Source organism: Microbacterium sp. NPDC079176 (assembly GCF_040686675.1).
GTDB lineage: Bacteria > Actinomycetota > Actinomycetes > Actinomycetales > Microbacteriaceae > Microbacterium.
Window position 1 is genome coordinate 288,247 of sequence record NZ_JBFBLM010000004.1, and the last position, 18,602, is coordinate 306,848.

The 18,602-nt window shown below is 69.2% G+C and carries 15 protein-coding genes; 6 read left to right on the forward strand and 9 right to left on the reverse strand.

Translation table 11 applies throughout. From position 1 onward, the window contains the following. Complete coding sequence (locus tag AB0P11_RS11775; protein ID WP_363522121.1) at window positions 1–2,571, reverse strand: LuxR C-terminal-related transcriptional regulator; 2,571 nt, start codon at window positions 2,569–2,571, stop codon at window positions 1–3. A 159-nt stretch (window positions 2,572–2,730) separates the two neighbouring features. On the opposite strand from AB0P11_RS11775, the gene AB0P11_RS11780 reads away from it, so the two are divergent. The 3 genes from AB0P11_RS11780 to AB0P11_RS11790 are packed head-to-tail and all read left to right on the forward strand — an operon-like array spanning window position 2,731 to window position 4,520. Next, window positions 2,731–2,988, forward strand: a complete 258-nt coding sequence (locus tag AB0P11_RS11780; protein ID WP_056277873.1) for a hypothetical protein — start codon at window positions 2,731–2,733, stop codon at window positions 2,986–2,988. A 44-nt stretch (window positions 2,989–3,032) separates the two neighbouring features. Continuing rightward, on the forward strand, window positions 3,033–3,410 hold the full coding sequence (locus AB0P11_RS11785) for an SHOCT domain-containing protein (protein WP_363522123.1): 378 nt from the start codon (window positions 3,033–3,035) through the stop codon (window positions 3,408–3,410). Window positions 3,411–3,434: 24 nt separating this feature from the next. Further along, entirely contained in the window at window positions 3,435–4,520 is a 1,086-nt protein-coding gene (locus AB0P11_RS11790) for an ATP-binding protein (protein WP_285363107.1), read from the forward strand. Between the two features lie 16 nt (window positions 4,521–4,536). On the opposite strand, the gene AB0P11_RS11795 is transcribed toward AB0P11_RS11790, so the two are convergent. The 7 genes from AB0P11_RS11795 to AB0P11_RS11825 form a co-directional block, all read right to left on the reverse strand. Continuing rightward, entirely contained in the window at window positions 4,537–4,896 is a 360-nt protein-coding gene (locus AB0P11_RS11795) for a Fe-S protein (protein WP_363522126.1), read from the reverse strand. Window positions 4,897–4,949: 53 nt separating this feature from the next. After that, window positions 4,950–5,423, reverse strand: coding sequence for a 6,7-dimethyl-8-ribityllumazine synthase (ribH, locus tag AB0P11_RS11800; RefSeq protein WP_056277883.1), 474 nt, complete (start codon window positions 5,421–5,423; stop codon window positions 4,950–4,952). Further along, window positions 5,420–6,688: a GTP cyclohydrolase II gene (gene ribA, locus AB0P11_RS11805; RefSeq protein WP_285363106.1), complete on the reverse strand. Its 1,269-nt coding sequence runs from the start codon at window positions 6,686–6,688 to the stop codon at window positions 5,420–5,422. Before ribA ends, ribH begins: the two co-directional genes overlap by 4 nt. Beyond that, on the reverse strand, window positions 6,685–7,314 hold the full coding sequence (locus AB0P11_RS11810) for a riboflavin synthase (protein ID WP_056277889.1): 630 nt from the start codon (window positions 7,312–7,314) through the stop codon (window positions 6,685–6,687). The genes ribA and AB0P11_RS11810 overlap by 4 nt, the downstream gene beginning before the upstream one ends. After that, window positions 7,314–8,348, reverse strand: a complete 1,035-nt coding sequence (ribD, locus tag AB0P11_RS11815) for a bifunctional diaminohydroxyphosphoribosylaminopyrimidine deaminase/5-amino-6-(5-phosphoribosylamino)uracil reductase RibD (RefSeq protein WP_363522128.1) — start codon at window positions 8,346–8,348, stop codon at window positions 7,314–7,316. The genes AB0P11_RS11810 and ribD overlap by 1 nt, the downstream gene beginning before the upstream one ends. A 271-nt stretch (window positions 8,349–8,619) precedes the next feature. Further along, complete coding sequence (locus AB0P11_RS11820) at window positions 8,620–9,483, reverse strand: DNA-formamidopyrimidine glycosylase family protein (protein WP_056277894.1); 864 nt, start codon at window positions 9,481–9,483, stop codon at window positions 8,620–8,622. Between the two features lie 33 nt (window positions 9,484–9,516). After that, the gene (locus AB0P11_RS11825; RefSeq protein WP_056277897.1) at window positions 9,517–10,080 is read right to left on the reverse strand and encodes a GNAT family protein; all 564 of its coding nucleotides are present in this window, start codon (window positions 10,078–10,080) and stop codon (window positions 9,517–9,519) included. Between the two features lie 80 nt (window positions 10,081–10,160). Between AB0P11_RS11825 and mfd the strand changes: the two genes are divergently transcribed. Continuing rightward, the gene (gene mfd / locus AB0P11_RS11830) at window positions 10,161–13,739 is read left to right on the forward strand and encodes a transcription-repair coupling factor (RefSeq protein ID WP_363522131.1); all 3,579 of its coding nucleotides are present in this window, start codon (window positions 10,161–10,163) and stop codon (window positions 13,737–13,739) included. Between the two features lie 25 nt (window positions 13,740–13,764). Here mfd and AB0P11_RS11835 read toward each other — a convergent pair whose 3' ends face one another. Continuing rightward, entirely contained in the window at window positions 13,765–14,646 is an 882-nt protein-coding gene (locus AB0P11_RS11835; protein WP_363522133.1) for an SDR family oxidoreductase, read from the reverse strand. Between the two features lie 153 nt (window positions 14,647–14,799). On the opposite strand from AB0P11_RS11835, the gene AB0P11_RS11840 reads away from it, so the two are divergent. Further along, the gene (locus AB0P11_RS11840) at window positions 14,800–15,426 is read left to right on the forward strand and encodes a gamma carbonic anhydrase family protein (RefSeq protein WP_072590958.1); all 627 of its coding nucleotides are present in this window, start codon (window positions 14,800–14,802) and stop codon (window positions 15,424–15,426) included. Then, window positions 15,423–18,533, forward strand: coding sequence for an aminotransferase (locus AB0P11_RS11845; RefSeq protein ID WP_363522135.1), 3,111 nt, complete (start codon window positions 15,423–15,425; stop codon window positions 18,531–18,533). Before AB0P11_RS11840 ends, AB0P11_RS11845 begins: the two co-directional genes overlap by 4 nt. The last annotated feature ends 69 nt before the right edge of the window (window positions 18,534–18,602 follow it).

Sequence of the window (18,602 nt, forward strand, 5' to 3'; positions counted from 1 at the left end):
TCAGATCAGGCCGAGGTCCTGTGCGCGCGCGACGGCCGTGTTGCGGTTGGGCACCGCGAGCTTTCGGTAGATGTGAGCCATGTGGGTCTTGATCGTGTTGGGCGACACATAGCAGCGGGCTGCCAGCTCGGTGTTGGTCATGCGAGTCGGAAGGTAGGTGAGGATCTCGAGCTCGCGGTCGGTCAGTTGCTCGGCCAGTTCGGGCGAGGTCGCGCGGGCGCGGCGGAGCAGGCTCGCCCTCTCCAGCACGGTGGCGCGGAACGGCGTCGAGGTGCCGGGGAGGTCGGCGATCAGGCGCATGACCTCGGGGCCGGCGCGCACGAAGACGGCGACCAGATCATGCCGTGACGCCAGATCGAGGGCCTTGTGCATGGCTTCCGCACCCGCGCCCGTCCCACGCTCGCGGGCATCGAGCCACGAGCGGAGGAGGAGCTGTTCCACACGGGCGCGCGGCATCGACTCGGGCGGCTCCGGGGTGACCACATCGAGGTGGGCACGAGCGAGGTCGGGACGGTTGCGCGTCAGTGCGGCGGCTGTCGCCTCGAAGGTCAGAGGAGACCAGCGTCCTGCGGTCGGATGGCGCAACCCGCCGTTCGGTGCATGCGCGAGGCGGAGTGCGCGAGCCTCTTCGGCCTCGAGCGCCACCGCGACGATCGGAGGCGGGGTCGACGGCAGACGCTCGACCGGGTCCACGGCGTCTCCCTTGCTGAGAACCGTCTCAAGGTGCGCGATCCACATGAGCTGAGTGCGGTGGTTCGCGGCGGCGCGGAGCGCACCCTCGTGCAGGGACACCGCGGCGAAGGACGGCGTGGCTCGCTCGATCGATGCGAGTGCCGCCGCCAGGAAGGCGTCCGCCGGCGACGGATGTGCGAGCAGGCCGGTCTCGGCGGCGAGATCCAGTGCCTCCTCGGAGACCGCCGCGGCACGGCGCAGCCGTCCTGCCCACGCTTCCAGCAGCGCGAGCGAGCCGAGAAGATGGATGCGATACAGGCTGTACTGGCCCCCTGGCGCGGCGAGCGCCTCGTCGAATCGTCGTCGCGCCGCGGTGAGATCGCCCGAGAGGAAGAGCGCTCGGCCCGCCGAGGTCAGCGAACTCGTGCGCAGCAGGTGCGGGTGCGTGAGACCCAGCAGCTCGGGCGGGTGCAGATCGGGATGCTCGCTGAGCAGTGCCGCAGCCGACTCCGCAGCCTGCAGTGCGATGCGGGGGTCAGACCGGAACTGCGCCCGCGCGGCGAGGAACGTATGAATGACCACCGAACGGCCCGGTGTGAGCGTTGGCCGATCGGCCTGTTCGCGCAGCACGTCCTCGGCTCGGGCCGCGTCTCCGTTCATCATCAGCAGCATCCCGCGGAGGATCTCGACGTCAGGTCGGGTCGCACGGAACTCTGCCGGCAAAGCATCGAGCCACCGACTGACCGACACCGTGTCGTTGCGTTCGAGCACCTCGCGGCCGTGTCCGGAGATGACGGTCGCCGCCCGCTCCCACGATCCGGCCTCGAGGAGGTAGTCGATGGCTGAAGGCGCATCACCCCGGGCGAGGTGCCAATCGGCCGCGGCCGTGCAGATCTCGGTCGCCGCTCCGGGGTGCTCGGCCTTCAACCGGTAGCGCAGGAGCTCTCGGAACATCGGGTGAAAGCGGAACCACTCCCGGTTTCGATCGAGGGCGACGAGGAACATCGACTCTCTCTCGAGCTCCTCGAACAGCGAGGTCGCGTCGTCGACGAAGAGGATCGACTCGACGAGTTCCGCGGACATCCGGTCGAGGCCCGACAGGTGCAGCAGCAGCGACCGTCGCTCGGGCGGCTGCTGGGCCAGGGCCTGTTCGCTGAGATACTCGGAGATGAGGCGATCGGTGCCGCGAAGTTCACTCGCGAAGTGCTCCGGATCGTCTTCATTGCGCAGACCGAGACCGGTCAGCACGACACCGGCGGCCCATCCCTCAGTGCGCTCCATCACTGCTGTGAGGGTGCGAGGACTGACTGGAGCGCCGATGATCCGCTCGAGCAGCGTCGCACTCGCGGCCTCATCGAGCGCGAGGTCGCTCTGTCGCAGCTCGATCAGCGAGTGGCTCAGTCGATGGTGACCCCAGCCGAGGCCGTAGTCGATACGTGACGAGAAGATGAGGTGGGTGTGCTCGGGAACATTGTCGGCGAGCCACCAGAGGTCGGGCAGCAGCGGCGATCCGGCGAGATGGTGCAGGTCGTCGAGCACGAGCACGACGGGGGGATGCTCGCGGAAGACGCCGACGAGAGACTCGAGGACAGGACGCCCCAAGGCGCGCGCGTTGACTGCATGAGGCCGTCCGAGGTCTCTCGTCCCGCGGCCGTGGGGCAGCACCGCACTCAGCAGGTGATCGAGCAGGCGGCGTGGATCGCTGTCGGCCGGCTCCAGCCCGATCCAGCTGACGCGCACGTCGGGGTGCGATGCCGCCCATTGCGACACCAGCACGGTCTTGCCGGAACCGGCCGGAGCGACGACCACGCTGAGGGGCGCGTTCAGCGCCGCGTCGAGTCGACTTCGCAATCGTGGTCGCTCGACGGCGTGAGCCGGCGGGGGAGGTATGGCTGTCATCGGCGAATCCGGTGTCAGTATGGCAGGGCGCGGCCGCGTCATCCACAGCGACTTCAGATCATCCGCAGAGGATGAGGACGCCCGCGATCCGCGCGTCCATCATGGGACCGTCGCGCTCGCGCGTTCACGCCGCTCGTGCACCCCAGGGAGGCTGCCGTCATGACCCAGGTCTTCGAAGTGCTCGTCCGCGGACGAATGAGCCCCCAGCTCGCACAGGCACTGGATGGCTTCACGGTGCAGCCTCGTCCTGGTGGACTGACGAGCATCCTCGGACCGATCGATGATCAGCCGCGCCTGCTGGGCCTGCTCGGGGCATTCGACGACCTCCACATCGAGGTCATCTCGGTGAATCCGGTCCCTGCATCTGACGCCGGGTCACCCGGGCAGGGTGACGCGGGGGCATCCGCGCCTGGCTAACTTCAGACCTGGTACTCACCACCTCCGATCGAAAGGGATCGCGCATGTCCATCTGGGATCTCGTGGCCTGGTTCTTCTGGTCCTTCGTCTTCATCTCCTACCTCATGGTCGTCTTCACGATCATCGGTGACCTCTTCCGAGACAGCTCTCTGAACGGATGGCTGAAAGCGGTGTGGATCATCTTCCTCGTCTTCCTCCCGTTCCTGACATCACTCGTGTACCTCATCGCCCGAGGGCAGGGGATGGCGCAGCGGCGCGGCGAGCAGATCGCCGAGTTGCACGCGGCGCAGACCGCCTACATCCGGGAGACCGCGGGGTCTTCGCCGGCTGACGACATCACGAAGGCACGAGGTCTGCTCGACTCGGGCGTGATCACCCAGGCCGAGTTCGAGACGCTCAAGGCGAAGGCGCTCGCGTCATAGCCGACGAAGGGCTGGAGGCAGGGCATGACCGAACTGACCATCGGCACGATGACGGACGATGCGGACGCAACCGTGCAGCTGGATGCACGTCGCTTCAACAGGCACACGTTCTGGTGCGGGCAGAGCGGCAGTGGCAAGACCTATGCGCTCGGCGTCGTCCTCGAGCAGCTCCTGCTGCGCACCGAGCTGCCGATGCTCATCCTCGATCCGAACGCCGACTTCGTCAGGCTGGCGGAGACGAGAGCGGGCGCGTCGACCGAGCATGCGGCCGCCATCGCGCAGACCGACATCCGCGTGTTCCGGTCGGGCCACGGGGAGGGTGACAAGGTTCATGCCCGGTATGTCGATCTGTCTCCCGCCGCGAAGGCCGCCGTGCTGCAGATCGATCCGATCGCCGACGCCGAAGAGTACAACGCGCTGCTGCACTGGTCGGTGAGCACCACGGACTTCGACGCCGACGAGATGCTCAGGGGGTTCCGCGCGACGGGTGATCCCGCGCATATCAGGCTCGCGAATCGGATGGAGAACCTGCAGGTGCTCGAGTGGGATCTGTGGTCGCGAGGCGCGGGATCTGTCGTCGACGTGGTCGATGAGCGGCCGCGGGTGACCGTCCTGGATCTCGGAGGATTCGATCATCCCGCCGAACCGAAGGTCGCGGCCCTCGCGGTGCTCGAGTCCCTCTGGACGCAGCGAGAGAGCCGTCGCCCCCTTCTCATCGTGATCGACGAGGCGCACAACCTCTGCTCGCCCGAGCCGCGCACCGCCGTCGAGAGGGCTCTCACCGAGAGGCTCGTGCAGATCGCTGCGGAGGGACGCAAGTTCGGACTCTGGCTCCTCCTGTCGACGCAGCGCCCGACCAAGATCCACCCCAACGTGCTCTCGCAGTGCGACAACCTCGGCCTGATGCGCGTGAACGCCCCGCGGGACATCGCCGAGCTGGCCGACGTGTTCGGCTTCGTCGGGGAGGACGACATCCGCCGGGCCCAGGGATTCGCCCAGGGGCAGGCGCTGTTCGCGGGAGGGTTCATCGCCCAGCCGACGTTCGCACAGATGGGCGAACGGCTGACCGAGGAGGCCGGAGCCGACGTGCGGGTGCCGCTGCGCTCGTGACCGAGTGATGCGCGGCTCAGCGCCAGATGGTCGCGATGCCTGCGTTGAGCGCCGTCAGGATGCCGACGAGCCAGAACATCGCGACGGGCACGGAGCCGGACTTGCGCTGCTTCGAGGTGCCGATGCCGAGGAGCGCGCCGATCACCAGGAGCACGACGAGCTTCGTGCCGATCTTGGCGTAGTTCATCTCGACGCCCTCGGGGAGACCCCACGGTGCGGCGAGTGCGAGGCCTGCGATCGCGGCGATCGTCATGCCGATGCTCATCAGACGGGTGAACTCGCGCTTGCCGCCGAAGGCCTGCACCGCCCAGGCGCCGAAGAGCGCGGCGAAGCCGATCAGGTGGACGAACAGAACGACGTGACGCAGAGTCTCCATGCCCTCACGCTATGAGCACGCGGGGTGCGCACGCCAGCAAGGGCAGGCTGACCTCAGCCGCGCAGCGCGCGCGTGACGAGCGCGGTGCGCAGCGCGGCATCCGCAGCCTCCGCACCCTTGTCTTCCTTCGATCCCTCGAGTCCGGCACGATCGAGGCCCTGCTTCTCGTCGTCGAGGGTGAGGACGCCGAAGCCGACCGGCTTGCCCGCGTCGAGTGCGACCCTCGTCAGCCCGTCGGTCGTGGCCGCCGAGACGTACTCGAAGTGGGGGGTGCCGCCGCGGATGATCACGCCGAGTGCGATCACCGCGTCCGCGCCGCCGGCGAAGGCGGCCTGCGCCGCGAGCGCGAGTTCGAACGACCCGGGCACGCGCACGAGGCGGTGCGTGGCGCCGGCCTCGTTCAGCACGCGCTCGGCGCCGGCGATCAGGCCGTTCGAGATGGTCTCGTGCCACGTGCCTGCGACGATGACGACATCGAGTCCGCGTCCGTCGATCTTCTCCGTCTGGGGTGCTCCTGCGCCGCTCATGCGTCGTCCTTCTTTCCTTCGGCGAGAGCCTCAGCGAGCTCTGCCTCTCCGATGATGTGACCCATGCGGTCACGCTTGGTCTCGAGGTACTGGTGGTTGTTCGGGCCGACTCCGACGATCAGCGGCACCTGCTCGACCACGTCGAGTCCGAGGCCGCGCAGCTGGTTCACCTTGTCGGTGTTGTTCGTCAGCAGGCGCACCTTCGACACCCCGAGGTCGGCGAGGATGCCGGCGGCGGCCGCATAGTCGCGGGCATCGGCGGGAAGCCCGAGTGCGAGGTTGGCATCGACCGTGTCGAGGCCCTCCTCCTGCAGGCTGTAGGCGCGGAGCTTGTTGATGAGACCGATGCCCCGACCCTCGTGGCCGCGCATGTAGATGACGATGCCGCCGTCCTGCTCGATCGCGTCGAGTGCCGCATCGAGCTGCGGGCCGCACTCGCACTTCAGCGACCCGAAGGCCTCGCCGGTCAAGCACTCCGAGTGCACCCGCACGAGGGCGGTCTCACCCGGTTCGCCCGAGACGACGGCGATGTGGTCGGTGCCGGTGACCCGGTCCTTGTAGGCGAGGAAGCGGAAGGTGCCGTGCGTCGTCGGCACGGTCGCGTCGGCCCTGAGGCTCACTCTGCGGCTGGCGCGTTCGGGAGCCCAGCCGGTGGGGTCGATCTCATTGAGGTGGGCGATGAGCTGCTCGATGGTGATGACGGGCACGCCGTCGCGCTGCCCGAGCTCGAGCAGGCCGGGAAGACGCATCATGCTGCCGTCCTCGGCGACGACCTCGGCGATCGCGCCGACCGGGCGGAGCCCCGCGAGCTTCATCAGATCGACCGCGGCTTCGGTGTGACCGCTGCGCTCGCGCACACCGCCGTCGACCGCCCGCAGGGGCAGGACGTGACCGGGGCGGATGATGCTCGTCGCGGTCGACGCGGGGTTCGCCAGCACGTTCAGCGTGTGCGCGCGGTCGTGTGCGCTGATCCCGGTGGTCACGCCCTCTGCGGCGTCGACGCTCACGGTGTACGCGGTCGAGCGCGCGTCTTCGGAGGCGGCGACCATCGGCTGCAGGTTGAGGTTGTCGGCGAGATCGGTCGGCATCGGCGCGCAGATGAATCCCGACGACCAGCGAACTGTCCAGGCCACCCACTCGGGCGTCGCGAGCTCGGCCGAGAGGATGACGTCGCCCTCGTTCTCGCGGTTCTCGTCGTCCGCGACGAGCACGGGGCGCCCGGCGCGCAGGGCCTCGAGGGCCTCGGGGATGGTGGAAAGGCTCACAGCGAGCCTCCTTCCGGTGCTGCCCGGAACGCCAGAAGGCGTTCGACATGGCGGGCGAGGATGTCGGTCTCGAGGTTCACGCGGTCTCCGACCGTGCGAGAGCCGAGGGTGGTGGCGGCGAGGGTCTCAGGGATCAGCGACACCTCGAACCAGTGCTCGGTCGCACCGGCCTCGCTGACTGCGCTCACGGTGAGCGAGGTGCCGTCGACGGAGATGGATCCCTTGTCTACGACGAGCGGGGCGAGATCGTCGGGCAGTGAGACGCGCAGCACGCTCCACTGCTCTCCCGGTCGCACCTCGACGATGCTGCCGACGCCGTCGACGTGACCCTGCACGATGTGGCCGCCGAGGCGCGCCCCGACCGGCATCGCCTTCTCGATGTTCACGCGGGTGCCGACGGATGCGCCGCCGAGGGCTGCGACGTCGAGGGTCTGCTTCATCACATCCGCGTCGAAGGTGTCGGCGGTCGAGCCGACGACGGTGAGGCACACGCCCGACACTGCGATCGATTCGCCGTGGATCGCGTCCGATGCGGCCTTCGCAGCGCGCACGGTCAGACGCCACCCGTCTCCGGCGGGTGCGATCGCAGTGATCTCGCCGATCTCCTCGATGATTCCGGTGAACATCAGGGGGCTCCTTCTTCCAGATGATTCGCGGGGGAGGCGATCGCGAGAAGATCTGCTCCGAGGGGCAGCCATTCGTCGATCGTCAGACGGCGGGCGGCGTCGATCGAGCCGACGCCGATGTCGGTGAGTGCCAGACGGTCGCCGCCGAGCAGCACCGGGGCGATGTAGGCGAGAACCCGGTCGGCGAGACCTGCGGCGATGAAGGCGCTCGCCAGCGTCGGACCGCCTTCGACGAACACGCTCTGGACTCCGCGGGAGTGCAGGTCTGCGAGAACCGAGTGCAGATCGCGGGTGTCGTAGAAGAGCGGCGTCTGCGGGTGCCGCCGGATCGCGGCATCGTCGGGCGTGGGCCGCGAGCCGATGACGACCGGCACCGGCTGGTTCTCGAACAGCACATCGCCGTCGCGAGCGGTGAGAGAAGGGTCATCGGAGAGCACGGTGCCGGTTCCGACGGCGATCGCATCTGCTGCGGCACGACGCCGATGCACGTCGGCTCGGGCCTGCGGCCCGGTGATCCACTGGCTCGAGCCGTCGGATGCCGCGGCGCGACCGTCGAGCGACTGCGCCCATTTCACGGTGACGTGCGGGCGGCCGAGGCGCTGCGCGGTGAGCCAGCCGTCGATGATCGAGTGCGCGATTCCTGCCTGTTCGCCGGCATCGACGCTCACACCCGCCGAGCGCAGGCGATCGGCGCCGCCGCCCGACACGGCACCGGGGTCGTCGAGCGCGTAGACGACCCGCGAGACACCGGCATCGATGAGCGCGAGCGCGCAGGGACCGGTACGCCCGGTGTGATTGCAGGGTTCGAGAGTCACCACGGCCGTCGCGCCGTGCGCGGCTCCCGGTGCGAGCTTCGAGAGGGCGTCGACCTCGGCATGCGGGGTGCCGGCGCCATGGTGCCAGCCTTCGGCGATGATCTCGCCGTCGGGGGAGAGGACGACGGCGCCGACCTGCGGGTTCACTCCGCGAGGGCCGAGCGTCGCGAGCTCGAGCGCACGGGTCATCGCCCGGCGTTCCGCCTCGTTCACTGCCATCCGTGGTCCTCTCTGAGGCTCCGGGGGATCTCCTCGAGGGAGACGTCGGCAGAACGCGCGCGCGGCGGCGCACCGTGCTGCCTCCCTTCCGGACTAGCGAGGCTGGGCCTCGCACCACCGTCGGTCCCGGAATTCCACCGGATCGGCATCTCGGAGAACCGAGACGCTCGCGGACTGTCACCGCCGGTTCGGATTCTCACCGACCCCGGAGCACGTTGATGCTCTGAGTGTACTCAACACATCCGGATGCATTTCATTCCGCGTCGAAGTGCTACTTGAGCAGCCGTGACAACCGGCGATCGGCGAGCGGTTTGCCCCCGGTCTGACAGGTCGGGCAGTACTCCATCGAGCGATCTGCGAAGAAGACGCTGCGCACCGTGTCGCCGCACACGGGGCAGGCCTCGCCACGACGGGCATGCACCTGCATCCCACGGCGCTTGGCGTCTTTGAGGTCGGCCGGCGGCTTGCCCGAGGCCTCGGCGACCGCATCCGCGAGAGTCGTCTGCATGGCGGCATACAGGCGATCGACCTCGTCGTCGTCGAGCTTGTCGGCGATCGCGTACGGCGACATCCGCGCGGCGTGCAGGATCTCGTCGGAGTAGGCATTCCCGATTCCGGCGATCACGCCCTGATCGCGGAGCAAGCCCTTGATCTGCGTGCGCCGCCCCTGGAGCAGACCGCCGAAGACCTCCCGGGTGAACGACTCGTCGAGAGGGTCGGGCCCGAGCCGGGCGATCCCCGGGACGTCCTGCGGGTCGCGCACGACATACACAGCGAGCGACTTCTTGGTGCCGGCCTCGGTGAGGTCGAATCCGCTCTCGTCGTCGAGGCCGACACGGACGGCGATGGGTGACTTGCCGGGTTTGATCGGCGTCGTGGGCAGCGTCTCGTACCAGCGCAGCCAGCCCGCCTTGGCCAGGTGGAAGACGAGATGCAGGTCGTCGCCGCACGAGAGCACGACGAACTTTCCCCGTCGGGAGGCCGCAGTGATCTGCTGACCGTGCAGTGCGGAGTTCGGCGGGTCGTATGTCTTGAGCGCGGCGATCGCGCCCACGCTGGTTCGCACGATCGTCCGCCCCACCGCGCGCTGGGTGAGGAATGTGGTCAGGCCCTGTACTTCCGGCATCTCCGGCATGCGTTCATCCTGCCATCGGGGTCGGACACGCGACTAGAGCACCGGCCAGTCGACCGGTGTGCGGTCGTCGGACGCGAGGAGTCCGCCGAACCACCCGTCGTCGCGGCCGCGCTCGCTCGTGAGCGCCTGGCGTGCGAATCCCTCGTAGCGGAACCCGAGCGCCCTCGCCGATCGTGCCGACGGGATGTTGCCCGCGACCGCCCGCCAGCCCAGCCGTGCGAGACCGAGCTCGTCGAAGCCCCAGTCGACGACGGCGCGCGCGGCCTCGACGAGGTAGCCGTTGCCGCGCGCGGCAGAGGTGACCCAGTATCCGAGCTCCGCGTGCCCGCCGGTGTGGTGCGGCGTGATGTGGTGCAACCCGATCGAGGCGACGAGCTCCTCGTCGCGATACGCGCACCAGATCGTCTGGCTCCCGTCGGCCCACCACTCGCCGATCAGGCGCACATAGTCCGCGGCGTGCTCTCGCGTGTAGGGGCTCGGCACGGTCGTCCACCGCGGGATCTCCGGATCCTGGCAGGCTGCGACGATCGCGTCGATGTCCGACTCGTCCGGCACATGCAGCGTGAGGCGGTCCGTGGTGAGGGTGACCGGTTCCATCCCGGAATCCTACGGGTCGGAGAACGCGTGTGCGCGCGGCTCCCGGTCCCGGTGTCGGCGGCCGCGACTAGGCTTGTCCGGTGACTGTTCCGGGGATTCTGCGCGCCTTGGAAGAGGCGTCTCTTTTTCGTGACGCCCTCGGCTGGGCGCAGACCGATGCCGATCTCGGCCTCGTCGACGGCCTCGACGCGCCGGCGCTCGCCGGCCTGCTCGAGAAGCGCCGCGCCGCGGGTCATCCCGCAGCGCTGCTGACCGTCGTCCCCACGGGGAGGCGCGCCGAGAGCCTCGCCGCGGCGCTCGGCGCCTACATCCCCGACGCCGAGGTCGTGACCTTCCCCGCGTGGGAGACACTGCCGCATGAGCGACTGAGTCCCAGCCCCGACACCGTCGGTCAGCGACTGCAGACCCTCCGTCGCGTCGCCGAGTGGTCGGGTGATCACCCCCTCGTCGTCGTCGCCTCGGTGCGAGCAGCGCTCCAGCCCATCGCCGGCAACCTTGGCGAGATCGCTCCGCTCGAGCTGCGCGCCGGCACGCGCGGTCATGAGCTCGACCGCGTCGTCGAGCAGCTGGTCGAGCGCGCCTACTCGCGCGTCGACATGGTGTCGCGTCGCGGCGAGTTCGCCGTGCGCGGCGGCATCCTCGATGTCTTCCCCGCGATCTCGGAACACCCCTTCCGCGTCGAGTTCTTCGGCGATGAGGTCGACCAGATCCGCGCGTTCTCCGTCGCCGACCAGCGCTCGCTTCCGGGCGACGTCGACGGCGTCGATCTGCCTCCGAGCCGCGAGCTGCTGCTGACCCCCGATGTGCGCGATCGTGCGCGGGCGCTGATCGGCGGCTTCCCGGCGATCGCCGGCATGCTCGAGAAGATGGCAGAGGGCATTCCGGTCGAGGGAATGGAGTCGCTGCTCCCGGCGGTGTCCGGTCCGCTCAAGTCCCTGGCCGAGTATCTGCCCGAGGGCAGCGCGACCGCGGTCGTTGATCCCGAGCGCTCCAGCGCGCGGGCCATCACGCTGGGCGAGACGAACCGCGAGTTCCTCGATGCGGCCTGGAGTGCGGCGACGTCCGGCGCATCGGCTCCCATCGACCTCGGCGCCGGCGACTTCCTCACCATCGCCCGACTGCGCGAGGTCGTCCGCGACCGTGGCGGCGTGTGGTGGCGGCTGAGCCCGTTCGCGATGGGCGGCGAGGATGCCGAGACCATCGACGCCCAGGTCATCCCGTCGTTCCACGGCAACGTCGACGGCGCGATCTCGTTCGTCGACGCCAAGGTGGCCGAGGGGTGGCGCGTGGTGGTCATCGCCGCCGGTGCCGGACTCGTCGACCGCGCCCGCGACGTGCTCTCCGACCGCGGCATCGCCGCGCGCATCGTCTCCGAGCTCATCGAGGCGCCCGACACCGGCGTCGCGACGCTCGTCACAGGATCCGTCGAGGCCGGCTTCCAGATCGGCGAGGCGAAGCTCGCCGTCCTCACCGACAACGAGTTCTACGGCCGCACCATCGGCGGCGACCAGCGGGTCGTCAAGAAGCTCGCCTCGCGTCGCAAGAACGTCGTCGACCCGTTGCAGCTCAAACAGGGCGACTTCGTCGTGCACAACACCCACGGCATCGGCCGCTTCGTCGAGATGACGCAACGCGAGGTCTCCACGGGCGGCCGCAATGCGACCAAGTCGGTGCGCGACTACCTCGTGCTCGAGTACGCGCCGTCGAAGCGCGGCTACCCGGGCGACAAGCTCTACGTGCCGACCGACCAGCTCGACCTGCTCTCGAAGTACGTCGGCGGCGAGGGCCCCACGCTCTCGAAGATGGGCGGCAGCGACTGGTCGCAGGCGAAGGGCAAAGCGCGCAAGGCCGTGCGCGACATCGCCGTCGAGCTCGTCAAGCTGTATTCGGCGCGGATGAGCGCCAAGGGGCATGCCTTCGGTCCGGACACGCCCTGGCAGCGCGAGCTCGAAGAGGCGTTCCCGTTCGCGGAGACCCTCGATCAGCTGCAGACCATCGACGAGATCAAGGCCGACATGGAGCGGCCGATCCCGATGGACCGCCTGCTCTCGGGCGATGTCGGGTTCGGCAAGACCGAGGTCGCCGTGCGTGCGGCGTTCAAGGCGATCCAGGACGGTAAACAGGTCGCGATGCTGGTGCCGACCACGCTTCTCGTGAAGCAGCATCTGGAGACCTTCACCGAGCGTTTCGCCGGATTCCCGGTCAAGGTGCGGCCGCTGTCCCGCTTCCAGACCGACAAGGAGGCTCGTCTCACGCTCGACGGGCTGCTCGACGGCACGGTCGACATGGTGATCGGCACGCATCGCATCCTCACCGACCAGGTCATGTTCAAGGACCTCGGTCTGATGATCATCGACGAGGAGCAGCGCTTCGGCGTCGAGCACAAGGACACCCTCAAGAAGATGAAGACCAACGTCGACATCCTCGCGATGAGTGCGACGCCGATCCCGCGCACGCTCGAGATGGCGGTCACCGGCATCCGCGAGATGTCGACGCTCGCCACCCCGCCGGAGGACCGGCATCCGATCCTCTCGTTCGTCGGCCCCCGCAGCGACAAGCAGATCGCGGCGGCGATCCGGCGCGAGATCCTGCGCGAGGGACAGGTGTTCTTCGTGCACAACCGTGTGCAGTCGATCCAGCGGGTCGCGGCACAGCTCGCCGAGCTCGTACCCGAGGCGCGCATCGCGGTCGCACACGGTCAGATGGGCGAGCACGCGCTCGAGCAGGTCGTCGACGACTTCTGGGAGCGCAAGTTCGATGTGCTCGTCTCGACGACGATCATCGAGACCGGCCTCGACATCTCGAACGCGAACACGATCATCATCGACCGTGCCGACAAGTACGGACTCAGCCAGCTGCATCAGCTGCGCGGACGTGTCGGGCGAGGTCGCGAGCGTGCGTACGCCTACTTCCTCTACGACGAGATGAAGCCGCTGAGCGAGACGGCGGCTGACCGACTCCAGACGATCGCCGTGAACAACGACCTCGGCTCCGGCATGCAGGTCGCGCTCAAGGACCTCGAACTGCGCGGCGCGGGCAACCTGCTCGGCGGCGAGCAGGCCGGGCATATCGCCGGCGTCGGATTCGATCTCTATCTTCGGATGATCGGCGAGGCCGTCGCGACGTTCCGCGGCGAGGATGTCGAGTCGGGACAGGAGCTGCGACTCGAGCTGCCTCTGGACGCGCGCATTCCGGAGCACTACATCGACAGCGAGCGACTCCGTCTCGAGGCTTACCAGAAGCTCTCCTCCGCCTCGGCGGCCACGGCGAAGGACGACGCGATCGACCTCGTCATCGACGAGCTCACCGACCGCTACGGCACCCCGCCCGACGAGGTCGAGGGTCTGATCGCCGTCGCACGTCTGCGTCGGCGTGCGGCCAGAGCAGGACTCTCCGACGTGGTGGTCATGGGATCGAACCTGCGCATCGCGCCGGCGCGGCTCGAGGACTCGATCAAGGTGCGTCTGCAGCGGCTGTATCCCAAGGCGAAGCTGGTCGCCGGGGGTGAGGCCCTCGTGGTGCCCATGCCCACCGTGCCGGCCGCCGTGGGAGTCGGCCTCGAATCGCTGCAGGCGGCCGAGCTGCTCGAGTGGGTCGGGCAGCTGTTCACCGCGATCTTCCCCGAGCCCGTCTCGGCCGAGAAGACCGTCGACGCCTAGGCGCGGCGCAGCGACCTCGCGTGCGTCACAGCGAGAACCCGCCGTCCGTGGTCAGCACCTGACCCACCACCCAGGAGCCGGCGTCGGTGCACAGCCAGCCGATCAGCCGCGCCGGGTCGTTCGGTCGACCGACTCGGCCGAACGGCGTGCCGGCGATCCATTCGTCGACGCCGGAGAGATCGCGATCCGTGGTGTCCGCATCGAGGTAGCCCGTGTTCACGGGGCCCGGGTTGACGGTGTTCAGCACGATCCCGACGTCGAGCAGCTCCGCCGCCGTCGACCGCGTGATGCCCGCGAGCGCGGCCTTGCTCGTCGCATAGGAGATCTCTCCGCGCATCGCTCCGTGGCCCTGACCGGAGGTCATCCAGATGACGTGCGCCGTCGGCTTCTCGAACGGGCCGAGTGAGGGGATGCTGTCGCCCGGGCGGGCGACGGGGGTGTCCGCGCCGCCGAGCTCGACCCGGACTCGACGCGCCAGGCCCGCGGTGAGCAGCAGCGATGCGCGCGCGTTCGCCTGCCAGTGCGCGTCCAGCCGGTCGGCGGTCATGTCGAAGATCGTCCCGTCGCCTCCGCTCATCGCCTGATTGCAGACGACGATGTCGAGCCGTCCTGACAGCGAGGACGCCGCATCGAGCAGCGGTTCGATGCTGTCGGGGTCGCGGAGATCCGCCTCGGCGTCGCCCGTCACCGCTCCGGATGCGAGCGAGTCCCGGATGCCGGTGCGGACGGCGTCGAGATCGTCGCCGCCCCAGGGGTGGTCGAGATCATGCGGGCGGAAGTGATGGACGAACACGTTCGCGCCGAGGGAGGCGAGCGTCGTGGCGGTCGCGAATCCGATGCCGCGCCTGCGCGAGACGCCGGTCACGAGCGCGGTGCGTCCGAGCAGGGGAAGGTCGGCGGAGTGCATGAGGATGCCTTTCGATCGAGGATGCCGCGGCATGCCGAGGGGCGGCCGGAGGCGGGGGGAGAGATCGAGTCACCTGCATTGCATGGGCGTCAGCGTAGCAGGACGCCGCCGTCGGCCTTCTCGTCCCGTGCGCTGCACCACTACGCTGGCGTCATGTTGTACGAGCACCTCGGGGCTCGGCCCCGGATCCATGACACCGCCGTCGTCGCTCCCACCGCCGTGATCTCCGGAGACGTGACGATCGGACCGGACTGCCAAGTGCTGCACGGCGCCGTGATCACCGCCGAGGGCGGGCCCATCACGCTCGGCGAGCACGTGATCGTGATGGAGAACGCGCTCATCAGGGCGACGGCCGCGAACGCCGTGCACATCGGCTCGCACACGCTCGTCGGAACCCTCGCGAGCATCGCGGGTGCGACCGTCGGCGAAGAGGTCTTCCTCGCGTCGGGCGCCCGGATCTTCAACGGCGCGCTGGTCGGGGACCGGTGCGAGGTGCGCGTGAACGCCATCGTGCACCGGCGGGCGGTGCTGCCGTCCGGCACCGTCGTGCCGATCGGCTGGGTCGCGGTCGGGGATCCCGTCCAGCTCCTCTCTCCCGACCGCGAGGAGGAGATCTCCGCGGCCCAGCCCGAGCTCGACTTCCCGGGGCACGTCTTCGGCGTGGACCGCGACACCCCCGACCTGATGGTTCAGCTGACCGAGCGGTACGGCAGTTCCCTGGCCCGGCATGCCGACGACGTGCGTCTCGATGCCGACGGCCACGCGGCGGGCCGAGGGTGAGTGACGGGGCAGGGCTCGTCCGACCGGACATCAGCACGGAGGACGCCGCGCTGATCGCTCGCGACTGCTACGGGGTCGACGCCCAGGCGAGCGAGCTCGGGAGCAACCAGGACCGGAACTTCGTCCTGATCGAGCCGGACGGATCACGCAGCGTGCTGCGCGTCGACAACCCGGTGTTCGGCGACGACGCGAGAGCCGCGCAGCATGCGGCGCTCGACGCCTACCGCGCAGCCGGCGTTCGTGTTCCCACCGTGCTCCCCGGGCTCGACGGTGAGCTCACCCAGCGCTGGCGAGGATTCGCGGTGCGGCGCAGCGAGTTCGCCGAGGGCGAGCCGATGGTCGACGCGGGCTATCTCGCTCCCGTCGTCCTGGGGGAGTTCGGCACGCTGGCTGCGGCATCCGTGAACGCGCTCGCAGGTCTCGTGCATCCGGGGCTCGACCGTGAGCAGATGTGGGACATGCGCGTCGCGTACGAGCAGATCATCGCGCTGGCCCCGGCAGTGACCGAGGCCGAACTGCGCGTGCGCGTGCGCACGGCAGCCGATGAGGCTCACGCCGCTGTCTCGACCGTCGCTGCCGGCCTGCCTGTGCAGCCGATCCATGGCGACCTGACCGACGACAACGTCACCGGAATGCGCGGTGCTGACTCGCGGCTGCACCCGCACACGGTGCTCGATCTGGGAGACCTGGGTCTCGGTTGGCGCGTCGCGGAACTGGCTGTCTGCGTCTCGTCGATGCTGCACCATGAGCCGGAGCGCCCGCTTCGCGCACTCGACACCGTCGCGGCGTTCCACGCCGATGCCCCGCTCACTCGCGACGAGGCGGTCGCGGTGTGGCCCCTCGTCGTGCTGAGAGCAGCGCTGCTCGTCGCGAGCGGCTGGCGTCAGCTCGCGATCGACGGGGACAACGACTACGCCCGCGAGAGGATCGAGGGGGAGCAGGCCATCTTCGACGCGGCGACCGCCGTTCCGCTCGCCGAGATGTCCGAGCACGTGCTCGCGCGGCTCGGGTTCGCGTCTCCGGAGTTCGAGATGTCGGATGCTGGGACTCCGGATGAGACTCCTGATGCGGGGACTCCGGATGCAGGGACTCCGGATGCGGGGACTCCGGATGCGGGGGCTCCGGATGCTGAGATTCCGGATGCCGAGATTCCGGGGGACGCTCCCGACGTGCCTGACGCTCCCGACGTACCCGACGCTTCCCGCCGGGAACTGTCGATGCTGCTTCCCGATCTCGACGGCCGAGTCCTCCTGGTCGATCCGGGCATCGAAGCCGAGGGGCTCGATGCAGGGCGCTGGTCGCATCCGGATGCCGAGGCGATTCTCGTGGCCGAGGCCCACGCGGCGGGTGCTCGCGCTGCCGTGGTTCCCTACGGCGTCTTCCGGCTCACCCGGACGACCGTCGACGCCGTGAGCGCAGCCGCCACCTGGCCGGTGGAGACGGAGGTGCATGTCGCCCCCGGTCCGTCGTCGCGACTGGTCGCGCCGACCGCGGGGGAGCTGAAGATCACCGACGACGGGGTGCACATCGAGCTCGACGGCGGGTGGAGGCTCGCGCTCCGTGGCACCGACATCGAGCCGAATCGCAGCGGGAGAGTCGAGAGGGGCGAGAGCATCGGCAGGCTCGCCGCATCCTTCGAGAACCGCACGATGGTCATCGGGCTGACGCGAGGGGATGCTCCGCCGCTCCGCTCCCCGCTGCCGAATCCGCCGATCGCCGCGCGGCTCGTCACCCCGGGACGCGTCGCGGCCTGGCGTCGCTTCACCGCGGACCCCGCTCCGCTGCTGGGCCTCCGGTCCGCCGCGCAGCGCGACGAGGCCGGTCAGGAGCTCGAGCGCCGCGAGCGCACCTTCGCGGCCGCACAGGAGCGCTATTACGAGCACCCGCCGCAGATCGAGCGAGGCTGGCGGCACCACCTCGTCGACACGACCGGTCGCAGCTACATCGACATGGTGAACAACGTCGCCGGGCTCGGACACGGGCACCCGCGAGTCGCGGCAGCGGCGAACCGCCAGCTGAAGACGCTCGCCACGAACTCCAGGTTCCTGTTCCGCGGCCTTGCCGAGTACAGCGAGCGACTCATCGCGCTGATGCCCGAGGGGAGCGGCCTCGACACCGTGCTGCTCGTGAACAGCGGATCGGAGGCGGTGGACCTCGGCATCCGTCTCGCGCAGGCGGCCACCGGCCGACGAACCGTCGTCGCGCTGCGAGAGGCCTATCACGGGTGGACGATGGCGAGCGATGCGGTCACCACCAGCGCCTATGACAATCCTGATGCGCTCGCGACGCGTCCCGATTGGGTGCACGTCGCCGATGTGCCCAACTCGTTCCGCGGCACGCACCGCGGCCAGGACTCAGCGGACAGGTACCTCGCCGACCTCGCCGCCGACCTCGACCGGCTCAGCGTCGAGGGCCGGGATCCGGCCGGGTTCGTGTGCGAGTCCGTGCTCGGCAACGCGGGCGGGGTGGTCCTCCCCGACGGATATCTGACCGGTGCGTACGACCTCGTGCGTTCACACGGTGGCCTGTGCATCGCCGACGAGGTGCAGGTGGGCTTCGGGCGCATGGGATCCACGTTCTGGGGATTCGAGCAGTCCGGAGTGATCCCCGACATCGTCACGATCGCGAAGCCGATGGGCAACGGCTTCCCGATCGGCGGCGTGATCACTTCGAAGAGGATCGCCGACGCGCTGAGCGAGCAGGGCCAGTTCTTCTCCTCGGGCGGTGGCAGCACGCTCAGCAGCAGCGTCGGCCTCGCAGTCCTCGATGCCATGGTCGAGGACGACCTGCAATGCAACGCGCTCGACGTCGGTCGGCATCTGGCGGAGTCGCTCCGTGCACTCGCGCAACGGCATCCGATCGTCGGGCCCGTGCACGGGCAGGGTCTGTATCTCGGGGTCGAGCTCGTGCGCGACCCCGAGACCCTGCACCCGGCGGCGGCCGAGGCGGCCGCGATCTGCGAGAGGCTTCGCGAGCTCGGCGTGATCGTGCTCACCACCTCGGAGCGCTCGAACGTGCTGAAGATCAAACCCCCGCTCTGTCTGTCGGTCGAGAGCGCCGACCATGTCGTCGCGATGCTCGACCGCGTGCTCACCGAGGGCTGGTGATCGAGCGGGGTCTTCGAATCGAGTCGGTTCTCGGCATGTTAAATGCGTATTTCGAATCAGATCCGCTCT

Coding starts and splice junctions, on each gene's coding strand:
- AB0P11_RS11775 (WP_363522121.1), bottom strand. CDS start 2,571: ATGACAGCCATACCTCCCCCGCCGGCTCACGCCGTCGAGCGACCACGA.
- AB0P11_RS11780 (WP_056277873.1), top strand. CDS start 2,731: ATGACCCAGGTCTTCGAAGTGCTCGTCCGCGGACGAATGAGCCCCCAG.
- AB0P11_RS11785 (WP_363522123.1), top strand. CDS start 3,033: ATGTCCATCTGGGATCTCGTGGCCTGGTTCTTCTGGTCCTTCGTCTTC.
- AB0P11_RS11790 (WP_285363107.1), top strand. CDS start 3,435: ATGACCGAACTGACCATCGGCACGATGACGGACGATGCGGACGCAACC.
- AB0P11_RS11795 (WP_363522126.1), bottom strand. CDS start 4,896: ATGGAGACTCTGCGTCACGTCGTTCTGTTCGTCCACCTGATCGGCTTC.
- ribH (WP_056277883.1), bottom strand. CDS start 5,423: ATGAGCGGCGCAGGAGCACCCCAGACGGAGAAGATCGACGGACGCGGA.
- AB0P11_RS11810 (WP_056277889.1), bottom strand. CDS start 7,314: ATGTTCACCGGAATCATCGAGGAGATCGGCGAGATCACTGCGATCGCA.
- ribD (WP_363522128.1), bottom strand. CDS start 8,348: ATGGCAGTGAACGAGGCGGAACGCCGGGCGATGACCCGTGCGCTCGAG.
- AB0P11_RS11820 (WP_056277894.1), bottom strand. CDS start 9,483: ATGCCGGAGATGCCGGAAGTACAGGGCCTGACCACATTCCTCACCCAG.
- AB0P11_RS11825 (WP_056277897.1), bottom strand. CDS start 10,080: ATGGAACCGGTCACCCTCACCACGGACCGCCTCACGCTGCATGTGCCG.
- AB0P11_RS11835 (WP_363522133.1), bottom strand. CDS start 14,646: ATGCACTCCGCCGACCTTCCCCTGCTCGGACGCACCGCGCTCGTGACC.
- AB0P11_RS11840 (WP_072590958.1), top strand. CDS start 14,800: ATGTTGTACGAGCACCTCGGGGCTCGGCCCCGGATCCATGACACCGCC.